Genomic DNA, 19959 nt, shown 5'->3' with positions numbered 1-19959 from the left:
TGTGTCTTGGTGCCTCTGTGTTTATACTCCCTCCTCTTCATTAAGAATTCCTAATTCACAAGTGATTATTCCGAAAAAACCGTTTATTTCTCTATTTTTGTCCCTAATTCGTACAAATAGTGAATTTATTGGTCTGAAAACGGACTGCCGCAATACAACAAGGGATACTGCATGAAGAAGATTTTGCTTTTGATCGTTTTATGGATGAGTGCCCTCTCTCTTTGGGCACAGGTGAATACCGATCGGGTCATTGCGATTGGTCGGAATGCGCTCTATTTTGAGGATTATGTCCTTTCTATACAATATTTTAATCAGGTGATCAAAGCAAAACCCTATCTGGCAGAGCCCTATTTCTACCGGGCGGTGGCCAAGATCAACCTCGACGACTTCAAAGGAGCAGAAGACGATTGTACCCTTTGCATCGAACGCAACCCCTTCTTAGTGCAGGCCTATTATGCCCGTGGCATTGCCCGCCATAATCAAGACAAACTGGCGGGAGCCATCGAAGACTACAAAAAAGGACTGGAATACCGTCCCGAAGACCGGGGGATGCTGGTGAACCTCTCGGTCGCCTATATCCAACAAAAAGACTTCGCCCGGGCGGAAGAGACGTTTGAAACGCTGATGGTAGCCCATCCGCGTGAGTCCATGAATTACCTGACCCGCGGAGCGATGTATATTGAGCAGGGCGACACCCTGAAGGCATTGGCCGACTACAACAAAGCCGTCGAGATGGATCCCTACTACGCGCCGGCTTATGGCAACCGGGGTATCCTGCGCTATCAGACACACGACCTGGAAGGTGCCTTGGCCGACTACAACGAAGCCATCCGCTTGGACACCCGCCAAAGCGGCTACTTCATCAACCGCGGACTGGTGCGCTACCAGATGAACGATCTGCGTGGCGCCATGGCCGACTACGACCAGGTGGTAGCCATGGATAGCCGTAACCTGATTGCCCGCTTCAACCGGGGATTATTGCGTGCCCAGGTGGGCGATACCAACCGCGCCATCGAAGATTTCGATGTGGTGATCGAACTGGAGCCCAACAACTTCATGGCTTACTACAACCGTGCCCTCTTGCGCTACGAAACGGGAGATATGCGCGGATCGATCAACGACCTCAACGTGGTATTGGCTGAATACCCCTCGTTTCTTGACGGGTATTATACGCGTGCCGATGCCAAGCGTCGCCTGAACGACCAGGCGGGAGCGGATCGCGACTTCTGGGCGGCGATCAAATTGGAAGAAAAAATGTCACAGGGAGGCAACGGCCGTTCTACGACCCATACCGCTCAGAAAAAGGATGATGAACCTCAGGAAGAGCCACAGGAAGACAAGACACGCGAACAATCGGATAAGACGATCGAGAAGTTCAACCGCCTGGTGGTGTACGACAAAGAGGATGAATGGCAGAACAAATACCAGAGCGATATCCGGGGAAGGGTGCAGGATCGTAACGTACGCGTTGATCTGGAACCTCTCTTTATCCTAACCTATTATGAGAAACCGGATCCGGTGAAGAAGCTCGTTTATTACGATAAAACGGTGGAAGACTTCAATAACAGGCAGTTATTACCTCGTCTGTTGCGTATCACCAATGAAGAGGCACCGTTGAACGAGGTACAGGTGGCTATTCATTTCAACTCCATCAATCAGCTCTCCCAGCAGATTCAGCAAAACCCGGAGGATGCGGTGGCCTATTTTGCCCGTGGCATCGACTATATGCTGGTGCAGGACTTCCAGGAAGCCATACAGGACTACGACCGGGTGATCGAATTGGATCCCGGCTTCAGTATGGCCTACTACAACCGGGCGGTGGTGCGCTATAAACAGATGGAATATGAGATGTCGACATCCACAAACAACCAGTTGGATCTATCGTCTACCAGCATGACGCTCAACAGCGGAAGAAACCAGCAGGCACAGATCTCACAAGATCAGGTTGCACTGAAAGCCCTGGAAAACCAACGGGCATACGCGCATGAAAATATCGTGAGAGACTACGATCGAGTGATTCAGCTTAATCCCGACTTTGTGTACGCCTGGTTCAACCGGGGTAACCTGCGTTGCGCCCAACGCGACTACCGGGCTGCCATAGCCGATTATAACGAGGCTATAATGCGTAACCCCAACTTCGCCGAAGCCTATTTCAACCGCGGACTGGCACGCCTCTCCCTGGGAGACACCACACAAGGCATCACCGACCTAAGCAAAGCCGGCGAACTGGGTATCATCAATGCCTACAATATTATCAAACGGATGACGAACTGAAATTAATTGATAATGGAAAATTGATAATGGATAATGGATAGTGAATGTAACGTTGGAAAAACTTTCAACTTTCAATTTTCAACTTTCAACTAAAAAGCACTATCTTTGCCGATTATTCAGAAAACAAAGCAAAAATCGTATGATAAAGGTTACTTTTCCGGACGGATCCGTAAGAGAATTTGCAAAAGGGACGACCGCGTTGCAGATCGCGGAGAGCATCAGTTCCCGTTTAGCCCAAGAGGTATTGGCGGCCAGCGTAAATGGTGAAACATGGGACCTGACACGTCCTATCGAGGCAGACTCTACCGTGAAGCTATTGAAGTGGGAAGACGACGAAGCCAAACATGCTTACTGGCACTCGAGCGCTCACCTGATGGCGGAAGCGTTGCAGGAGCTCTATCCGGGTATTAAGTTCGGTATCGGTCCGGCAATCGAAAATGGATTCTATTACGACGTGGATCCGGGAGAAGGCATGACCATCAAAGAGGGTGATTTCCCGGCTATCGAGGCAAAAATGATGGAACTGATCGCCCGCAAAGAAGAGATCAAACGCGCTGACATCACGAAAACTGATGCCATGAAGATGTTTGGCGACCGCGGCGAAACCTATAAAACAGAATTGATCGGTGAATTGGAAGACGGTACGATCACCACCTATACACAAGGCGCTTTCACGGATCTTTGCCGGGGACCGCACCTTCCGAACACCTCGTATATCAAAGCAGCTAAAATACTGAATGTGGCCGGTGCCTATTGGCGGGGCGACGAAAAACGCAAACAGCTGGTACGTCTCTACGGTATCACCTTCCCGAAGAAGAAGATGCTCGACGAATACCTGGTTCTGTTGGAAGAGGCTAAAAAGCGCGATCACCGCAAGATCGGACGTGAACTGGAACTATTTGCTTTCTCGCAGAATGTGGGAGCCGGGCTTCCTTTGTGGTTGCCGCGTGGAACACAGTTGCGTCTGAAACTGGAAGACTTCCTGAAACGTATTCAGAAGAAATATGGTTATCAGCAGGTGATGACGCCGCATATCGGTGGAAAGAACCTATATATGACCTCCGGTCACTATGAGAAATATGGTAAGGACTCATTCCAGCCGATCCACACTCCACAAGAAGGGGAGGAGTTTCTGTTGAAACCGATGAACTGTCCGCACCATTGCGAAATATTCAAGCTCACGCCGCACTCTTACAAAGACCTGCCTATCCGTTATGCGGAATTCGGTACGGTTTATCGTTACGAGCAGAGCGGTGAGTTGCATGGGCTGACCCGCGTACGTGGTTTTACCCAGGACGATGCCCACCTGTTCTGTCGCCCGGATCAGTTGAAAGATGAGTTCCTGAAAGTAATGGATATTATTTCTATTATCTTCAAAGCGCTCGACTTTGAAAACTTCGAAGCACAGATCTCTCTGCGCGATCCGGATAACAAAGAAAAATATATCGGTTCCGACGAGAACTGGGAAAAGGCGGAACGCGCCATTATTGAAGCCTGCGAAGAGAAAGGGTTGCCGGCACGCGTGGAACTGGGCGAAGCAGCCTTCTACGGACCGAAGCTCGACTTTATGGTGAAAGATGCTTTGGGACGCCGTTGGCAGTTGGGTACCATCCAGGTAGACTACAACCTGCCGGAACGCTTCGAATTGGAATATACCGGTGAAGACAATAAGAAACACCGTCCGGTAATGATCCACCGCGCTCCGTTCGGATCGATGGAACGTTTTGTGGCGGTATTGATCGAGCATACGGGAGGTAAGTTTCCGTTATGGCTGACACCCGACCAGGTGGCGATCCTGCCGATCAGCGAAAAGTTCAACGACTACGCTTGGGAGATTGCCCGCGAATTGGAAGAATCGGATATCCGCGTGATCGTAGACGATCGCAACGAGAAGGTAGGCCGTAAAATCCGTGATAATGAGCTGAAAAGGATCCCTTATATGCTGATTGTCGGAGAGAAAGAAATGGAAAATCGCGAGGTTTCTGTAAGAAAACAGGGCGAAGGTGATAAAGGTTCGATGAAAATTGCTACATTTGCAGCGCTTTTGACTGAAGAGGTAGAAGAAATGATGAATCGCTGGCAAAGGTCGACTGCTATAAACAACTAATAACGAGGAGAATAAAACTTTTTAATGAGGAGAGAAATTCCCAGGAGAGAAAGTCCGAAAGACCAGTACAAGATCAACGAGCGCATCCGTGCCCGTGAAGTACGATTGGTAGGTGACAACGTAGAACAAGGCGTATATTCAATTTTTCAGGCCCTGAAAATGGCTGAAGAACGTGAGCTCGACCTTGTGGAGATATCACCGAATGCTGTGCCCCCCGTTTGTAAGATCATCGATTACCAGAAGTTTCTTTATCAACAAAAGAAGAAACAGAAGGAGCAAAAAGCGAAATCGGTTAAGGTGGTTGTCAAAGAGATCCGCTTCGGACCGCAGACCGATGATCATGACTACAACTTCAAACTGAAACATGCCAGAGGATTCCTTCAAGAGGGAGCCAAGGTAAAGGCTTATGTGTTTTTCAAGGGACGGTCGATCCTGTTCAAAGAGCAGGGCGAAGTATTATTGCTTCGTTTCGCCAACGACCTGGAAGAATTCGGTAAAGTGGAACAGTTGCCGGTATTGGAAGGAAAGCGCATGATTATCATGCTTTCTCCGAAGAAAGCCGCTGCTTCGACAGCTCCGGCAGCCAAGCCCAAAGTGATCAAGAAACCGTCTGAGGAGAGCCCAAAAGAAGAGAACGGCGACAACGAAGCGGAAAAAGAATAAAACAAAAAGATCCACAGTGGATCTTTACTATAAACAATAAATAAATAAAGCAAAATGCCTAAGATGAAGACTATCTCCGGTGCCAAAAAGAGGTTCGCCCTTACCGGAACAGGAAAAATCAAAAGAAAACACGCTTACAAGAGTCACATTCTGACCAAGAAGACGAAGAAGCAAAAGAGAAACCTGACCCACATCGGTTTGGTGGACGCAGCGGATGTAAACAACGTAAAGCAAATGCTTTGCTTGAAGTAACCTTCTAAAAAAGCGAGTTTAAAAAAGATTTTTATTAACCGAATGCATTAGCCAAAAAGATCATCCGTAAGAAGATGGCGCTAACATTCAAAAACAGATTAGAATTATGCCTAGATCAGTAAATCATGTTGCTTCAAGAGCAAAAAGAAAACGGATTTTAAAGCTTACCAGGGGTTACTATGGCGCGCGTAAAAACGTATGGACCGTAGCAAAAAACACTTGGGAAAAGGGATTAACTTACGCATTCCGTGACCGTCGTAACAAGAAACGTTCATTCCGCGCATTGTGGATCCAACGTATCAATGCGGCTGCACGTCTGGAAGGAATGTCTTACTCCCGTTTGATGGGCGCTTTACATGCGAATGGAATCGAGATCAACCGCAAAGTGTTGGCCGACCTGGCAGTAAACCACCCGGAAGCATTCAAAGCCATTGTGGACAAAGTAAAGTAAATGTCATAACTTTATGAAACCCGAAGGAGTCTCTTGTTAAACAAAGAGGCTCCTTTTTCTGTTATATAACAAAGAAATTGATTGTCGATTATTTGGAAGTGTCGATGTCAATGTGTATATTTGTGATAAGAAAAAAACAAGAGGAGTTAAGCCGCACTTTTTCGATTGGGAAACTCATCAAGTTTATTTCAATTCCGAGACATCGCTCTCGTTGCTAATGGCGGGCCGCGCCCTTCGGGGTATGCTTAGCACAGCGGATTACAAAGGTGACGAAGCACTCAAATCCTGTCATACGGAGTTTGTTCATATCTAATGGTGCGGCTTTCTTTATACAAAGAGGTGTTCCGAAAGGAATGCCTCTTTTGCTTTCTCTTGGAGGGTATTCGGAAGAAATCATATTTCGATCGCTATATAAACCATCGAAAATGCGTACCTTTGTTCATTATAAGCATTTTAGAAAGAGACATACCAACAGACAATGATAAACAACGACGACTCAAAGCAAGTCTGTAAAGTGCCTGAGCCTACGCTACGCAGGCTGCCTTGGTATTTGGCTTTTGTGAAACTCCTCAAGGGGAGGGGAGAGACTTTTGTCTCTTCTACCCAAATAGCGAAAGAGATCAGCGTAGATGCCAGCCAGGTAGCCAAAGACCTTTCTTTTGTGAAGATCTCCGGAAAAACACGTGTGGGCTATGAGATCCAGTCATTAATTGATGTTTTGGAAGACTTTCTGGGCTTTACGGCTCAACACAAAGCCTGCATTTTTGGGGTAGGAAGCCTGGGGGGCGCCCTATTGCATGACTCGGGCTTGAAGCAATATGGTGTGGAAATCGTAGCCGGTTTCGACAGCAAAGAAGAATTGGCGGGACAGGTTACCAACGGTATTCCGGTCTATCATATCCGTGAATTCATGGAAAAACAAAAGAGCCTGAATGCCACTATTGCCATTCTGACTGTCCCGGTAGAGAACGCCCAGGAGATTACCGACCAGGTAATAGCCGGAGGCATCAAAGCCATCTGGAACTTTACCCCCTTCCGTATACGCGTGCCGGAACATATTGTGGTACAAAACACCTCTATGTATGCCCATTTGGCGGTGATGTACAATCGATTAAACTCGCTCAATCCATAGACTTATGAAAATTATTGCTGTCGGAATGAATTATGCTTCTCACAATAAAGAGATGCATCATTCGTTAGAATTAGCAGAGCCTACGATCTTTATGAAGTCGGATTCTTCTCTGCTGAAAGATGGAAAACCCTTCTTTATCCCCGATTTCTCCTCGCAAATTGAGTATGAAACGGAATTGGTGGTGCGGATCAACAGGCTCGGAAAGAATATTGCTGAACGCTTTGCCTCCCGTTATTATGATGAGGTAACGGTGGGAATCGATTTTACGGCACGCGACCTACAGCGTGATTTCCGCGCCAAAGGGCTACCGTGGGAGTTGAGCAAGGCGTTCGATCATTCGGCTGTTATCGGGGAGTTTGTTCCTCTTTCAGAGGCAGGAGATATCAATAACCTCTCTTTCCATCTGGAGATAAACGGGAATAGCGTGCAATCGGGTAATACCTCGGATATGCTTTTTAAGGTAGACCAGCTGATTGCTTACGTGAGTCGTTTTATGACGCTGAAGATTGGCGATCTGATTTACACGGGAACACCGGCAGGTGTCGGCCCGGTGAAAATAGACGATCACCTGACCGGATGGCTGGGCAACCAAAAGTTGTTAGACTTTTATGTGAAATAATTTTTATTGATGAATCGTACGTTATATATAACTCTCCTTTTGTGTTTTGTCGGTCTGTTTGCCCGGGCAGAAAAGATTGAGTATACCTCTGTCTCCAAACTGCATGAAGGCAAATGGGTACGGATTGAGATCGAAGAGACAGGCGTCTGCAAGCTGACCTACGACGAGCTGAAGAAAATGGGCTTCAGCGCCCCCGAAAAGGTGGGTGTGTATGGGTATGGTGGCTGGCCTTTGCAGGAAGATTTCACCCTCTCCTGGCATGACGACCTGCCGGCCGTACCGCTCTGGCGAGGCGATAACTTTATTCTTTTCTACGGACGAGGCGTGAGACGGTGGGAGTATAACAGTAGAGACTATCGATTTGAACATATCAACAACCCTTATTCAACCAAAGGATATTATTTCCTGAGCGATTTCTTTGAACCGAAGGAGATGGAAACCGATCCGGGAAAAGATAACAATACAGGAAGAGTCATCGAAACCTATGATGATTACAAGGTGCATGAGAAAGAACTGGTATCTGTCAACCAGTCCGGTCGCCAACTGTTCGGCGAATCTCTGCGCGGAACAAGCCGCACCGTCGACTTCTCCTTTCCGGGTATCACCAACGACAATGCGAAAGTCTCGATGCGCGCCATTGCCCGGACAAACAATGAAACGGGCACTTTTACTATGGTCATCAATGGCAACACGACGGTTTCTACGACGGTTAGAGACGACGGCAGCACCTACACAAGAGCCAAAGATGGAACCATTAACAAAACCTGGACAGGAGACAAAACGGAAAAGATCAAAGTAGAAGTATCCTACGACCGTTCAAGCCACGAGAACTGCCATCTCGACTATATCCGTATGCAGGTAAAGCGTCAGCTTCAACCGTATGGAGCATACACCCTGTTTCGCAGCGTGGAGTCGATCGGTATGGATGCACGGTTTATGATCCAGGGCGCCAATGCCCATTCGCTGGTGTTCGATGTGACCGATCCGGCGGATGTGAAATTGATGCAGACATCGCTCAACGGTTCTGAACTTTCGTTTGCGATTGAAGCCGGAGATTTACGCGAATTTGCCCTGGTGCAAGCGAATAACGGTGGGTTTATTGTTCCGACCAAAACAGGCGATGTGGTTAATCAGAACCTGCATCGTCTGGAAAATATTGAAATGATCATCATCACTCTTCCTTTCCTCCGCGAACAGGCAGAACGATTGGCCGACGCGCATAGAGCAAATGGACTCTCGGTTGAAGTGGTGATGGCCCAGGATATCTACAACGAATTCTCCAGCGGAACGCCCGATGCCAGCGCCTACCGTCGGTTGATGAAAATGCTTTACGACAAGGCGTCTGGAGAAAATAAACCGAAATACCTATTGCTCTTCGGCGATGGCCTATACGACAACCGGGGTCTCGTGACGGAGATCAAAAGCGCGTATCCACCCGAAGAGATACACAGCCGTGTGTTGCTCACCTATCAATCCGAGAATTCCCTCGATATCAATTCGTTTGTAACAGACGATTATTTTGGTATTCTTAAGGATCAACCGGCAATCGCTACCAATATTGACAACGCTCTCACCTCCTGGAAGATGGATATCGGTATCGGACGTCTGCCGGTCCGCACGCAATCGGAGGCCTACTATGCGGTAGAAAAGATCATCAACTACATGAATAATAAAGAGACCGGTATCTGGAAAAACAGTATCGCGCTGGTAGCTGATGACGGGAACACGTCGGATTCATTCACCAATACGCACCTGACACAATCGGAAAGTCTCGCCCTGCATATGGAAGACTACCACCCGGAGTATCGGTTGAACAAGCTCTATTTCGATGCCTATAAGAAAGACAAATCGACCTCTCCCGCTACCTATCCGGAGGTGCGCAAACGCCTATTGGATCTGTTTAAGACGGGCTTATTAGCTGTCAACTATATAGGGCACGGAGACACCCAGGCATGGAGCGATGAGAAGATATTGATCGAATCGGATATCAATACTGCCAGCCATGAGCGGTTGCCTCTATGGGTTACGGCGACCTGCGACTTCACCCGCTTCGATGCGGTGGCTACCTCGGCCGGTGAACAGGTATTCCTGAATCGTACCAGCGGTGGTATCGGACTGTTTACCACCACGCGTGTTGTTTTATCCACTAAAAACGGTCCGCTTAACAAGAAATTATTCGAAAATCTTTTCCCTAAAGAAAACACACAAAGACATGCTTTTGGTGAGGTGATGCGGTTGACGAAAAATGCTCTCAACGACAGAAACCGTCTCAACTTCATCCTGATCGGTGACCCGGCCATGCAACTGGCCTATCCGGAGCTCTCCATGAAGGTGACAACGATCAATGGCAAACCGGTTGGCGACGAGCCGGAGACACTTCGTGCCTACGATGAGGTGGTGATCGAAGGGGAGATTGTTGACTACGACGACCAACTCGTGACCGACTTTCAGGGAACGGCTAATTTCGCCTTCCTCGATAGTAAGGTTGATAAGGAAACGCTGAAGAACAACCCCACCTCGCCCTATCCAACGGTTTCATTCACAGAATATGCCAATATGCTCCACACCGGAAATGCGCAGGTGGAGAACGGACGTTTCCGTTTCTCTTTCCAGCTGACCGATAAGATCTCCTATTCCAATGATTTCGGGAAAATGAACCTCTACGCGTTAGATGGAACGACCGGTACGGAGGCTAATGGCGACTTCTCTTACTTCAGGCTGGGTGGTACCAATCCCAACAAACCGGAAGATAACGAAGGACCGGAGATCCGTTCACTTTATCTGAACGATTCCACTTTTGTAAGCGGAGACCGGGTGAATCCCACGCCTCTGCTTGTCGCCAATGTATGGGATCAAAGCGGTATCAACGTAAGCAACAATACCGTTGGGCAGGATATTATGTTGATCATCGACGGAAATTCTTCGTTGAGTTATTCATTGAATAATTATGCAGAGAATGTGGCCGACCGGGAAGGAGAGGTAAGGGTGGTATTCCCTATCCCCGAGCTGTCGGAAGGGGAGCATACGGCTGAGTTTATGATATGGGATATTCATAGCAACTCCACGCGCGATACGATCACATTCATCGTAGAAAAAGGCTTAAAACCTGATTTGATCGAAGTGAATGCCTCGCCCAATCCGGCACGCGAACGCGTTGAGTTTCGTCTCGATCACAACCGGCCGGAGACGCTGATGACTGTCTCACTCTATGTTTACGATACCGCCGGACGTCTGCGCTGGCAACATCAGGAAAAGGGTTCTTCGGAATTGTTTAAGTCCTATATTGTGAGCTGGGATATGGTGGGCAATGACGGTGCACGCCTTCGTCCCGGTGTCTATATCTACAAAGCGGCTATCCAAACTCACTATTCCAAAGAGGCGACAAAAGGCAATAAATTAATTGTGCTCGGACAATAAAGCTGCCATAAAACAGTTATTATAATACGTTTAATATCCGGTGTTGGGTCTAACTGCCGGCTAACATATCAACAAATAAGTTATATATGATGAAAACTTCTCGCATAGGTATTGGTTTGATGATCATTCTTCTGACTGTTTCGTTTACATCCCTCAAGGCTGAGGGCGATGATATAAAAACAAAGTTTGCTCCTATCTATACAGCGATCCCCTCTCTTTCTATTGCTCCTGACGCCCGTGGAGGCGCCTTGGGTGATAACGGGGTAGCAACTACTCCGGATATCAACTCGCAATACTGGAACGCGGCTAAATACGCGTTCAATTACAGCAAAGCCGGGGTCTCTCTTTCGTATACGCCCTGGTTACGTAAGCTGGTAAACGACGTTGGTTTGGCTTACCTCTCCGGTTTTTATAAGATTGGTGATAGCGACCTGCAGGCAATCGGTGGTTCTATCCGTTATTTCTCGTTGGGAGAAGTAAACGACTCACAAGGAGAGATGAGTGGTATACCGGCCATTATCAATCCCTATGAAATGGCTGTCGACGTGAGCTACAGCCGTAAGCTGTCTGAATCCTACTCCATGGCTGTAGCCTTGCGTTATATCCGTTCCGATATGAACGCGCAATCAACCGACGATATGTCGCCTGCCAATGGCTACGCAGCCGACGTCTCCGGGTATCTGGAGAAATATGTGATGCTGGGATACAGCGAAAGCCTTTGGAGTTTTGGGTTTAATATCTCGAATATCGGTACGAAGATTACCTACGATGGTGGGCATACCAATAAGTTCCTTCCGGCTAAATTGCAGATCGGTACCGGATTGCTTTATCCGATAGACGACTTCAATACGATCGGATTCTATCTGGATCTGAGTAAATACCTGGTGCCCTCAATGCCTGTTCTCTCCGGAAACCCCAGCCAGGAAGAAATTGAGCAGTACGACAAAGACAAGGTCGAATATGAAAACATGGGATCGATCAAAGGGGTATTCAAATCGTTCCATGACTCCCCCCAGGGATTCAGCGGCGAGATGAAAGAGGTGATGGCTTCGTTCGGGGTCGAATATGGATACAATGATCAGTTCTTCCTGCGAGGAGGTTATTACTATGAAAACGAAAATATGGGTAACCGTCAATACTTCTCATTGGGTGCCGGGTTCAAGATGAGCGTGTTCCAATTGGATGCTGCCTATCTGATCAGTACCGTTCCCAGTAATCCGCTCGACCAAACGCTTCGTTTCTCCCTCTCTTTCGATATGGACGGGTTGCGGAATCTATTTAGATAATGGTTAATGATCAATGTTTAATGATTAATGATGAAGGTTCGGGTTGGTTTTGGATATGATGTGCATCAGTTGGTTCCCGACCGGGATCTATGGCTGGGAGGCGTACGTATCGATCATACGGTAGGCCTGAAGGGACATAGTGATGCTGATGTGTTGATTCACGCCATCTGCGATGCTTTGTTGGGGGCTGCCAATCTGCGCGACATCGGTTACCATTTTCCGGATACGGCTGGCGAATACAAAGACATCGACAGCAAAATACTCCTGCGCGACACCATGCGCCTCCTTCGCGAAGCGGGCTACGAGCTGGGCAATATCGACGCGACCATCGCTGCCGAACGTCCGAAGATCAACCCGCATATCCCCTCCATGAAACAAACGTTGGCTGCTGTTATGGCGGTCGATGAAAACGATATTTCCATCAAAGCTACCACAAGCGAACGTCTTGGCTTCGTTGGCCGGGAAGAGGGCATGGCTGCCTACGCTACCGTGTTGATCACGGCGCGCTAAAAAGCTCCTTTCTTCAAGTCTCATTGTTGCTCTATTTTTTGTACTTTTGTATGATAGATAAGGTGAACGAATGACATGAATAGACTGATTACAATCCTTTTTTTAGTATTTATATCCTGTTTCTCTCTTTCAGCAACGGAAAGTTATGCCTTTCGTGTCTACCTGAAAGACAAAGGGGATTGTAATCATACGCTTGAGAAGCCGGAGGAGTTTCTCTCTGCCCGGGCCATCGAACGCCGCCTGAAAACAGGGAACCTGTTGACTGAGTCCGATCTGCCGATCTCTGCCTCCTATCTGCAAGCGCTGGAAGAGGCAGGAGGGGTCTTGATCACAAAGAGCAAATGGCTCTCCACGGTAGCCGTTTCCTCTTCCGACAGTTTGATAGCAGATCGATTGCTGGATCTTCCTTTTGTTGATTCTGTGAAGCTGGTATGGAAAGGCGTTGCCCATAGGGAAAAGGGAACCTCTTTTGCTGAGACTGACACCACGCGACTTTATCCTTCCGATGAGCTGTTGCCCGATTACTACGGATATGCTCAAAAACAAATCGATATGCTTCAAGGTAATAGCCTGCACGAAGCGGGATATACCGGTGAAGGGATGCGGATTGCGGTGATCGATGCCGGATTTACGCATGTGGACCGTATCAGCGTGTTCGATTCTTTGCGGATCGGCGGAACCTATAACTTTGTGGCACCCGGACAACCTGTTTTTCAAGGCGATGATCACGGTACCCGGGTATTGTCCTGCCTGGCCGCCAACCAGCCGGGCCTTATGGTCGGAACAGCACCGCATGCCACCTACTGGCTGCTGCGCAGCGAAGACAGTTCTACGGAGTTTCCTATCGAAGAGGATTATTGGGCAGCAGCCGCTGAATATGCCGATAGTGTCGGGATCGACCTGATCACCTCTTCCCTCGGTTATTCCTCTTTCGATGCGAAAGAGATGAATTACTCACAAGAGCTCTTGGACGGGAAAACGGCCTTTATCAGCAAAGCGGCAGCCATGGCGGCCGAGAAAGGTATATTGGTGGTCTGCAGTGCCGGCAACGAAGGCAATAGCGCTTGGGGAAAGATCACCTTCCCGTCCGACGCGACAGATATCCTGACTGTCGGAGCTATCACCTCCAAAAAAGAAAAAAGCAGCTTTAGCTCCACGGGGTTTACGGCCGACTATCGCGTCAAACCGGATGTGACGGCATTGGGCAGTGGCTGTTGTGTGATTGGCGAACAAGGACAGATCCGTTATGCCAATGGCACCTCCTACTCCACGCCTATCGTGGCCGGGCTGGTTGCCTGTCTGTGGCAGGCTATCCCCGAGCTGACCCCTACCCGACTGATTACCCTATTACAAACGACCGCCAGCCAACACAAACGACCGGACGCGGAGAAGGGCTACGGCATACCGAACCTCAGTAAAGCACATAAAAAAGGAATGAAAAATGACTGATAGCCTGTTTCATACATCTACGCCACCCGAAGCAATCTCGCTTTCGGCGCTTAACCTGCAGGTGAAAGGAGCGATCAACAGAGCCTTTCCTGATGGCTGCTGGCTGCAAGCGGAGACGAGCGATGTGCGTGCCAATGCGACCTCCGGTCACTGCTACCTGGAGTTTATCGAGAAAGACCCAAAGACCGGGCAGCTGTTAGCCAAAGCACGGGCGACGATCTGGGCCAAGACCTACCGGATGCTCAAACCCTACTTCGAGCAGGAGACAGGACAACGGTTCACATCGGGCATCAAGGTGATGGTGAAGGTATTGGTCGATTACCACGAGGTGTATGGATTCAATCTGACCATTGTCGATATCGACCCGACCTATACCTTGGGGGATATGATGCGCAAGCGCCTGGAGATTATCCGCCAACTGCAGGAGGAAGGAGTGTTTACATTGAATAAGGAATTGGAATTCCCGACATTGCCCCAGCGCATTGCCGTGATCACCTCGCCGACAGCCGCCGGATATGAAGATTTCATGAACCAATTGACCCATCATACGGCGGGCTACTGTTTCTATACCCGTCTTTTTCCGGCTGTTATGCAGGGAGAGAAGACCGAAGTATCGGTCGTGGCGGCACTGGATGCGGTCTATGAACACTATGAATTGTTCGACGTCGTGGTGATTATTCGCGGTGGGGGAGCCACCTCCGAATTGGCCAGCTTCGACAGTTACCTGTTAGCCGCCCATTGTGCCCAGTTCCCGATACCGGTTCTGACGGGCATCGGACATGAGCGCGACGATACAATAGTCGATATGGTAGCCCACCGGCGGCTGAAAACACCAACAGCCGTGGCCGAGTTTCTGATCGAACAGATGGACGAGGTCGCGCAAGAGATAAACAATCTTTGCGAACGCGTACGTCTGCAGGCAACCACTCACCTTAAGGAACAAAAGAATTATCTTCAGCTCATGGGCACCCGCCTCCCAGCGTTGGTCACCGGACGGCTGGAGCGGAACCGGAATCTGCTGCAAGGCATAACGGGACGCTTGCCACATCTGGCATCGACCCTATTGACACGCCATGACTCCCTATTGGGGAATCTCACGGGAAGATTGCAAAACAGCCTGGTGCATTTCGGGAACGAGAAAAGACGCCACCTGGAACTGACTGAACAATTCCTGAAGATGGTCTCTCCGGACTATATCCTGCGACGCGGGTATAGCCTAACCCTGAAAGAGGGGAAAATCATAAAGAAAGCCGAAGATATTCAACCGGGCGACAGGCTGACCACTCGCTTCACGGACGGGGAGGTTGAATCGACGGTACATGAGATAGTAAAAAACAAATAAATCATACCGATATGGCCGGAAAAGGAGAATCGTATAACGAAGCTATCGAAAAACTTCGTAAAATTGTAGCAGAGATCGAAAACAACGAGCTCGATGTGGATGTTTTATCAGAAAAGGTCAAAGAGGCGACACGCCTGATAAAGCTCTGCAAAGAGAAATTGTTTAAAGCCGACGAAGAAGTAAAGAAAATATTAGAAGAACTGGAATAATGGAACGTTTTATCATCATCGTAGCAGGAGGAAAAGGGTTGCGCATGGGAGCCGACCTGCCGAAACAATTCATCCCATTAGATGGCAAACCATTATTGATGCACACCCTGGAGGCATTCAACAGATGGGATGAGTCGGCTGAGATTATTCTGGTGTTGCCGGAAGATCATCAGGACTACTGGCGTATGCTCTGTAAAGAGATCGGAACAACCATCACCCATGTGATTGTCAACGGAGGAGAGACCCGTTTCCATTCCGTTAAGAACGGGTTGAAATACATCGCCGAAGAATTGGGCTTCTCACCGGAACGGAAGAAAAAGGCGCTGGTTGCCATACACGACGGGGTGCGTCCTTTCCCATCATCCGAGGTGATCGACAACTGTTTCAATAGTGCCGAGAAGGAGGGAAATGCCATTCCGGTTATCCCGATCGTTGATTCCATTCGCCAGGTGACCGAAGAGGGAAATTTCCCGATGGATCGTGCCGACTTCTATGCCGTGCAAACGCCACAGGTGTTTCATAGCGACCTCATCATAGAAGCCTACCGCCAAGACTACTCACCGCGGTTTACCGACGATGCCTCGGTAGCCGAAGCCATGGGTGCCGCCATCCATCTGGTGCCGGGCAACCGGGAAAACATAAAGATCACCACGCCTTTTGATTTATTAATTGCCAAAGCAATTTGTCCGTATTGTCACTAAAAGAGAGCGACTATGCTTGATCTCGACAAACGATCGATCACATACCTGCCCGGAGTAGGCCCGCGTAAGGCTGAAATTCTGCAAAAGGAACTCGACGTGGTTTCTTTTGAGGATATGCTTTATTATTTCCCTTATAAATACATCGATCGGAGCCGTTTCTATACCGTCGCGGAGGTTACGGGAGATATGCCCTATATCCAACTGAAAGGACGGATTCTCTACTTCGATGTGGCGGGCGAAGGACGGGGCAAGCGATTGATTGCCCGCTTCACTGATGGGACAGGCAATATCGATCTCGTCTGGTTTAAGGGGTTGAGTTTCATTCTGGAAAAATACAAAGCCAATACTGAATACATCGTTTTTGGGAAACCCAACGAGTTTGGACATATCATTAATATACCCCATCCCGATATCGATCCGCTGGATCATGCCGAACAGGTGGCAAGTGGCCTGACCCCTTTCTATAATACGACGGAAAAGATGAAGAAGTCTTTTCTTAACTCACGCGCCATACAAAACCTGCAATATGCCCTATTAAGCACCATCAAATGGGAGGTGCCTGAAACATTGCCCGCATGGCTGTTGCAGAAAATAAAGATGATGCCGCTCTCGGAAGCGATCCGTAACATCCATTTTCCCGAATCGGTTGATAAACTGAAAGCCGCCCAGCTACGCCTGAAGTTCGATGAGTTGTTTTATATTCAGTTGAAGATCCTTCATTCGGCCGAACTGCGAAAGATGAAACTGAAAGGGATCGTCTTCTCGAAGGTAGGCGATTACTTCAATACCTTTTATGCCCATCATCTGCCTTTTGAACTGACCGGTGCCCAGAAACGCGTTATCAAAGAGATGCGTGCCGATATGGGTAGCGGACGACAGATGAACCGTTTGTTGCAAGGCGATGTGGGCAGCGGAAAAACGCTGGTAGGACTGTTGGCTATGTTGCTGGCGCTTGATAATGGCTGTCAGGCTTGCATGATGGCGCCGACCGAGATCCTGGCCAATCAGCATTATACGACGATCAAAGAGTTCCTCCGGGAGATGGATATAGAGGTAGCTCTATTGACAGGATCGACCTCCAAAAAGGAGCGCACCCGCATCCTGCCTGCCATAGCTGCCGGAGAGATACGGATTGTGATCGGTACCCATGCCTTGATCGAAGATACGGTGCAGTTCGCTTCGCTTGGACTGGCCATTATCGACGAGCAACATCGCTTCGGGGTGGCTCAACGCTCACGCCTTTGGTCGAAAAGCATCGAGGTGCCGCATATCCTGGTGATGACGGCAACACCTATCCCACGTACGTTGGCGATGACCCTGTATGGCGACCTGGATGTGTCGGTGATCGACGAACTGCCCCCGGGACGAAAGCCGATCCGCACGCTCCACCGCTATGACAATAAGAAGGCGGAATTGTTCGACTTCCTGCGCAAAGAGATTGGTTTGGGGCGCCAGGTGTATGTTGTTTATCCATTGATCGAAGGAAGTGAAAAAATGGATTATAAGAACTTGGAAGAGAACTTCGACTTGTTCAAAGAGATATTTCCTGAATTTAAGGTATGCATGGTGCATGGGCGCATGAAAGCCAAGGAGAAGGATGCGCAGATGCAACTCTTTGTCTCCGGTGAGGCACAGATATTGATGGCTACTACCGTGATCGAAGTGGGCGTGAATGTGCCGAATGCCTCCGTAATGGTGATTGAAAGTGCCGAGCGTTTTGGGCTCTCCCAACTGCACCAGCTCCGGGGACGGGTAGGGCGGGGGTCGGAACAATCCTATTGCATCCTGGTTAGCTCCTACAAACTAAGCGACGATTCCCGTAAACGCCTGGAAATAATGGTCAATAGCAATGATGGATTCGAAATAGCCGAAGCCGATCTACGCCTGCGCGGACATGGTGATTTGGAGGGCACCCGACAGAGTGGCGAAGGCATCGATCTGAAAATTGCCAACCTCGGAACCGATGGGCAAATACTGCAATATGCCCGCGATATGGCACAAGAGATTTTGAACGAAGACCCCGATTTATTGGCCGAAACCAACCGATTATTGAACAAAACCCTTAAAAAGCATTTCAACAAAAAGACCAACTGGGGGATGATTAGTTAGTATGTTATAAAACATAGTCATTTCTATCTGACTGAAAATCAAACAATTTATTTTCTGACACTTCTTTCCTTCCGGGAAAATTACAATTTATTCACAGGCAATCGTTTGGCATACTTCTTCAAATTGACGTACTTTGTGCATCAATTAAACCGATCTATTACTATTCAGCGTCGAAAAAGATCGATTTAGTAAGGGAAAGTATTTCAAATTATAAGATGAAGATAAAGGTACTACTAAGCATCGGGGGAGTTCTGTTTTCATTATTCGCACAGGCACAAACTGTAGAGAATGAGGAAAACGGCAAAATTACCTCACATACACAACTCATGGAAGAACGTATCTCTGAACTTATGGCAGACAAAGTGCCGGTAAGAAAGGATATCGCTTTGCAAGAGTTGATCGAAATCAACGAGAGAGCGCAGCTTTTGCAAAAGGAGTCATTAATGTTTCCCGCCGAAGAACTCTACGGTTCGCATTGGGACAACAAATGGGTTGACCCTTTCCAGGGGCAGATCAAGCCGGTCTTCCCGGATTCCTGCCAGATCGACTGCTCTGCGTTCAATATTCCTATCGATTCCCAGATAAAAGTAACATCCAAATATGGCCCGCGCGGCCGCCGCATGCACCGGGGTATTGACCTGAAAGTGCAGATTGGCGATACCATTCGTGCTGCCTTCGATGGCAAAGTGCGTATTCGTGCTTATCAACGGGGAGGCTATGGCTATTACCTGGTATTGCGCCATCCGAACGGATTAGAGACTGTTTATGGCCATCTTTCTAAGTTTCTCTCTAACGAAAACGAAATTGTCCGCGCCGGACAACCCATTGGACTGGGTGGAAACACCGGCCGTTCTACCGGATCCCATCTGCATTTCGAGACCCGTTTCCTGGGGCAGACACTCAATCCGGCTGATCTGATCGACTTCACCGAAGGGGTTCCGCATAAAGATATGTATGTATTCCGCAACGTGAAGATCAACGGTCGCAAGAGCAATATCTACACCTCCGACGACACCCAAATGGTGTATCACCGCGTGAAATCGGGCGATACGTTGGGTAAGATCGCTCGTAGATACGGAACGACCATCAACGAATTGTGCCGCCTGAACGGTATTAAGAGCACGACCACCCTGCGTATCGGTCAATCGCTCCGTTGCAGCGCAAGCAGCAGCGCCGTGAAAGCCTCCGAACAAACCACCGTGAAGCAGGCAACCGTAAAAGCAACAACAGCCGCCGTCGCTTCACTTCCTGAAAACAAAACAAAGAGTGTTTCGACAGAAGCCACCAACGAAGCGGTTTACCACAAAATACAATCGGGTGACACCCTGGGTGCCATCGCCACAAAATATGGTACAACCATCAACAAACTGTGTGAACTGAACGGCATCAAACGCAACACCATCCTGCGCCTCGGCCGCACCCTGCGTTGCTCATAAAC

Annotated in this window: 16 protein-coding genes; all 16 read left to right on the top strand. The window is 48.6% G+C overall.

Features of this window, described 5'->3' with window-relative positions:
• Nucleotides 1-171: 171 nt before the first annotated feature.
• The 16 genes from M2134_RS00915 (at nt 172) to M2134_RS00840 (ending at nt 19957) form a co-directional block, all read left to right on the top strand.
• A complete protein-coding gene (locus tag M2134_RS00915; protein WP_280749519.1) occupies nt 172-2274 on the top strand; it encodes a tetratricopeptide repeat protein in 2103 nt (700 codons plus the stop codon).
• A 139-nt stretch (nt 2275-2413) separates the two neighbouring features.
• The gene (gene thrS, locus M2134_RS00910; RefSeq protein WP_280749518.1) at nt 2414-4381 is read left to right on the top strand and encodes a threonine--tRNA ligase; all 1968 of its coding nucleotides are present in this window, start codon (nt 2414-2416) and stop codon (nt 4379-4381) included.
• Between the two features lie 24 nt (nt 4382-4405).
• Nucleotides 4406-5044 carry a translation initiation factor IF-3 gene (gene infC, locus M2134_RS00905; RefSeq protein ID WP_280749517.1) on the top strand — a complete coding sequence of 213 codons (639 nt, stop codon included), beginning with the start codon at nt 4406-4408 and terminating at the stop codon, nt 5042-5044.
• A 54-nt stretch (nt 5045-5098) separates the two neighbouring features.
• Entirely contained in the window at nt 5099-5296 is a 198-nt protein-coding gene (gene rpmI, locus M2134_RS00900) for a 50S ribosomal protein L35 (RefSeq protein WP_280749516.1), read from the top strand.
• A 106-nt stretch (nt 5297-5402) separates the two neighbouring features.
• Complete coding sequence (rplT, locus tag M2134_RS00895; protein ID WP_280749515.1) at nt 5403-5747, top strand: 50S ribosomal protein L20; 345 nt, start codon at nt 5403-5405, stop codon at nt 5745-5747.
• 481 nt (nt 5748-6228) lie between these two features.
• A complete protein-coding gene (locus M2134_RS00890) occupies nt 6229-6879 on the top strand; it encodes a redox-sensing transcriptional repressor Rex (RefSeq protein WP_280749725.1) in 651 nt (216 codons plus the stop codon).
• Nucleotides 6880-6883: 4 nt separating this feature from the next.
• Nucleotides 6884-7498 (top strand): fumarylacetoacetate hydrolase family protein, encoded by a 615-nt coding sequence (locus M2134_RS00885; protein WP_280749514.1) that lies wholly within the window; start codon nt 6884-6886, stop codon nt 7496-7498.
• 9 nt (nt 7499-7507) lie between these two features.
• On the top strand, nt 7508-10915 hold the full coding sequence (gene porU, locus M2134_RS00880) for a type IX secretion system sortase PorU (RefSeq protein WP_280749513.1): 3408 nt from the start codon (nt 7508-7510) through the stop codon (nt 10913-10915).
• 86 nt (nt 10916-11001) lie between these two features.
• Nucleotides 11002-12201, top strand: coding sequence for a type IX secretion system outer membrane channel protein PorV (porV, locus tag M2134_RS00875; protein WP_280749512.1), 1200 nt, complete (start codon nt 11002-11004; stop codon nt 12199-12201).
• A 30-nt stretch (nt 12202-12231) separates the two neighbouring features.
• Nucleotides 12232-12711 carry a 2-C-methyl-D-erythritol 2,4-cyclodiphosphate synthase gene (ispF, locus tag M2134_RS00870; protein WP_280749724.1) on the top strand — a complete coding sequence of 160 codons (480 nt, stop codon included), beginning with the start codon at nt 12232-12234 and terminating at the stop codon, nt 12709-12711.
• A 75-nt stretch (nt 12712-12786) separates the two neighbouring features.
• Complete coding sequence (locus M2134_RS00865; RefSeq protein WP_280749511.1) at nt 12787-14160, top strand: S8 family serine peptidase; 1374 nt, start codon at nt 12787-12789, stop codon at nt 14158-14160.
• On the top strand, nt 14153-15502 hold the full coding sequence (gene xseA / locus M2134_RS00860; RefSeq protein WP_280749510.1) for an exodeoxyribonuclease VII large subunit: 1350 nt from the start codon (nt 14153-14155) through the stop codon (nt 15500-15502). Before M2134_RS00865 ends, xseA begins: the two co-directional genes overlap by 8 nt.
• Nucleotides 15503-15513: 11 nt before the next feature.
• Nucleotides 15514-15711, top strand: a complete 198-nt coding sequence (gene xseB, locus M2134_RS00855) for an exodeoxyribonuclease VII small subunit (RefSeq protein WP_280749509.1) — start codon at nt 15514-15516, stop codon at nt 15709-15711.
• On the top strand, nt 15711-16412 hold the full coding sequence (locus tag M2134_RS00850) for a 2-C-methyl-D-erythritol 4-phosphate cytidylyltransferase (RefSeq protein ID WP_280749508.1): 702 nt from the start codon (nt 15711-15713) through the stop codon (nt 16410-16412). Before xseB ends, M2134_RS00850 begins: the two co-directional genes overlap by 1 nt.
• A 12-nt stretch (nt 16413-16424) precedes the next feature.
• Nucleotides 16425-18521 (top strand): ATP-dependent DNA helicase RecG, encoded by a 2097-nt coding sequence (gene recG / locus M2134_RS00845; RefSeq protein WP_280749507.1) that lies wholly within the window; start codon nt 16425-16427, stop codon nt 18519-18521.
• Between the two features lie 215 nt (nt 18522-18736).
• The gene (locus tag M2134_RS00840) at nt 18737-19957 is read left to right on the top strand and encodes a LysM peptidoglycan-binding domain-containing protein (protein ID WP_280749506.1); all 1221 of its coding nucleotides are present in this window, start codon (nt 18737-18739) and stop codon (nt 19955-19957) included.
• The last annotated feature ends 2 nt before the right edge of the window (nt 19958-19959 follow it).

This window comes from Parabacteroides sp. PM6-13, assembly GCF_029892605.1.
In the GTDB taxonomy this organism is placed as follows: domain Bacteria; phylum Bacteroidota; class Bacteroidia; order Bacteroidales; family Tannerellaceae; genus QVMG01.
The sequence above is the reverse complement of the archived record's forward strand: the minus strand, read 5'-3'. Positions and strand labels throughout refer to the sequence as shown.

Coding starts and splice junctions, on each gene's coding strand:
- M2134_RS00915 (WP_280749519.1), top strand. CDS start 172: ATGAAGAAGATTTTGCTTTTGATCGTTTTATGGATGAGTGCCCTCTCT.
- thrS (WP_280749518.1), top strand. CDS start 2,414: ATGATAAAGGTTACTTTTCCGGACGGATCCGTAAGAGAATTTGCAAAA.
- infC (WP_280749517.1), top strand. CDS start 4,406: ATGAGGAGAGAAATTCCCAGGAGAGAAAGTCCGAAAGACCAGTACAAG.
- rpmI (WP_280749516.1), top strand. CDS start 5,099: ATGCCTAAGATGAAGACTATCTCCGGTGCCAAAAAGAGGTTCGCCCTT.
- rplT (WP_280749515.1), top strand. CDS start 5,403: ATGCCTAGATCAGTAAATCATGTTGCTTCAAGAGCAAAAAGAAAACGG.
- M2134_RS00885 (WP_280749514.1), top strand. CDS start 6,884: ATGAAAATTATTGCTGTCGGAATGAATTATGCTTCTCACAATAAAGAG.
- porU (WP_280749513.1), top strand. CDS start 7,508: ATGAATCGTACGTTATATATAACTCTCCTTTTGTGTTTTGTCGGTCTG.
- porV (WP_280749512.1), top strand. CDS start 11,002: ATGATGAAAACTTCTCGCATAGGTATTGGTTTGATGATCATTCTTCTG.
- ispF (WP_280749724.1), top strand. CDS start 12,232: ATGAAGGTTCGGGTTGGTTTTGGATATGATGTGCATCAGTTGGTTCCC.
- M2134_RS00865 (WP_280749511.1), top strand. CDS start 12,787: ATGAATAGACTGATTACAATCCTTTTTTTAGTATTTATATCCTGTTTC.
- xseA (WP_280749510.1), top strand. CDS start 14,153: ATGACTGATAGCCTGTTTCATACATCTACGCCACCCGAAGCAATCTCG.
- xseB (WP_280749509.1), top strand. CDS start 15,514: ATGGCCGGAAAAGGAGAATCGTATAACGAAGCTATCGAAAAACTTCGT.
- M2134_RS00850 (WP_280749508.1), top strand. CDS start 15,711: ATGGAACGTTTTATCATCATCGTAGCAGGAGGAAAAGGGTTGCGCATG.
- recG (WP_280749507.1), top strand. CDS start 16,425: ATGCTTGATCTCGACAAACGATCGATCACATACCTGCCCGGAGTAGGC.
- M2134_RS00840 (WP_280749506.1), top strand. CDS start 18,737: ATGAAGATAAAGGTACTACTAAGCATCGGGGGAGTTCTGTTTTCATTA.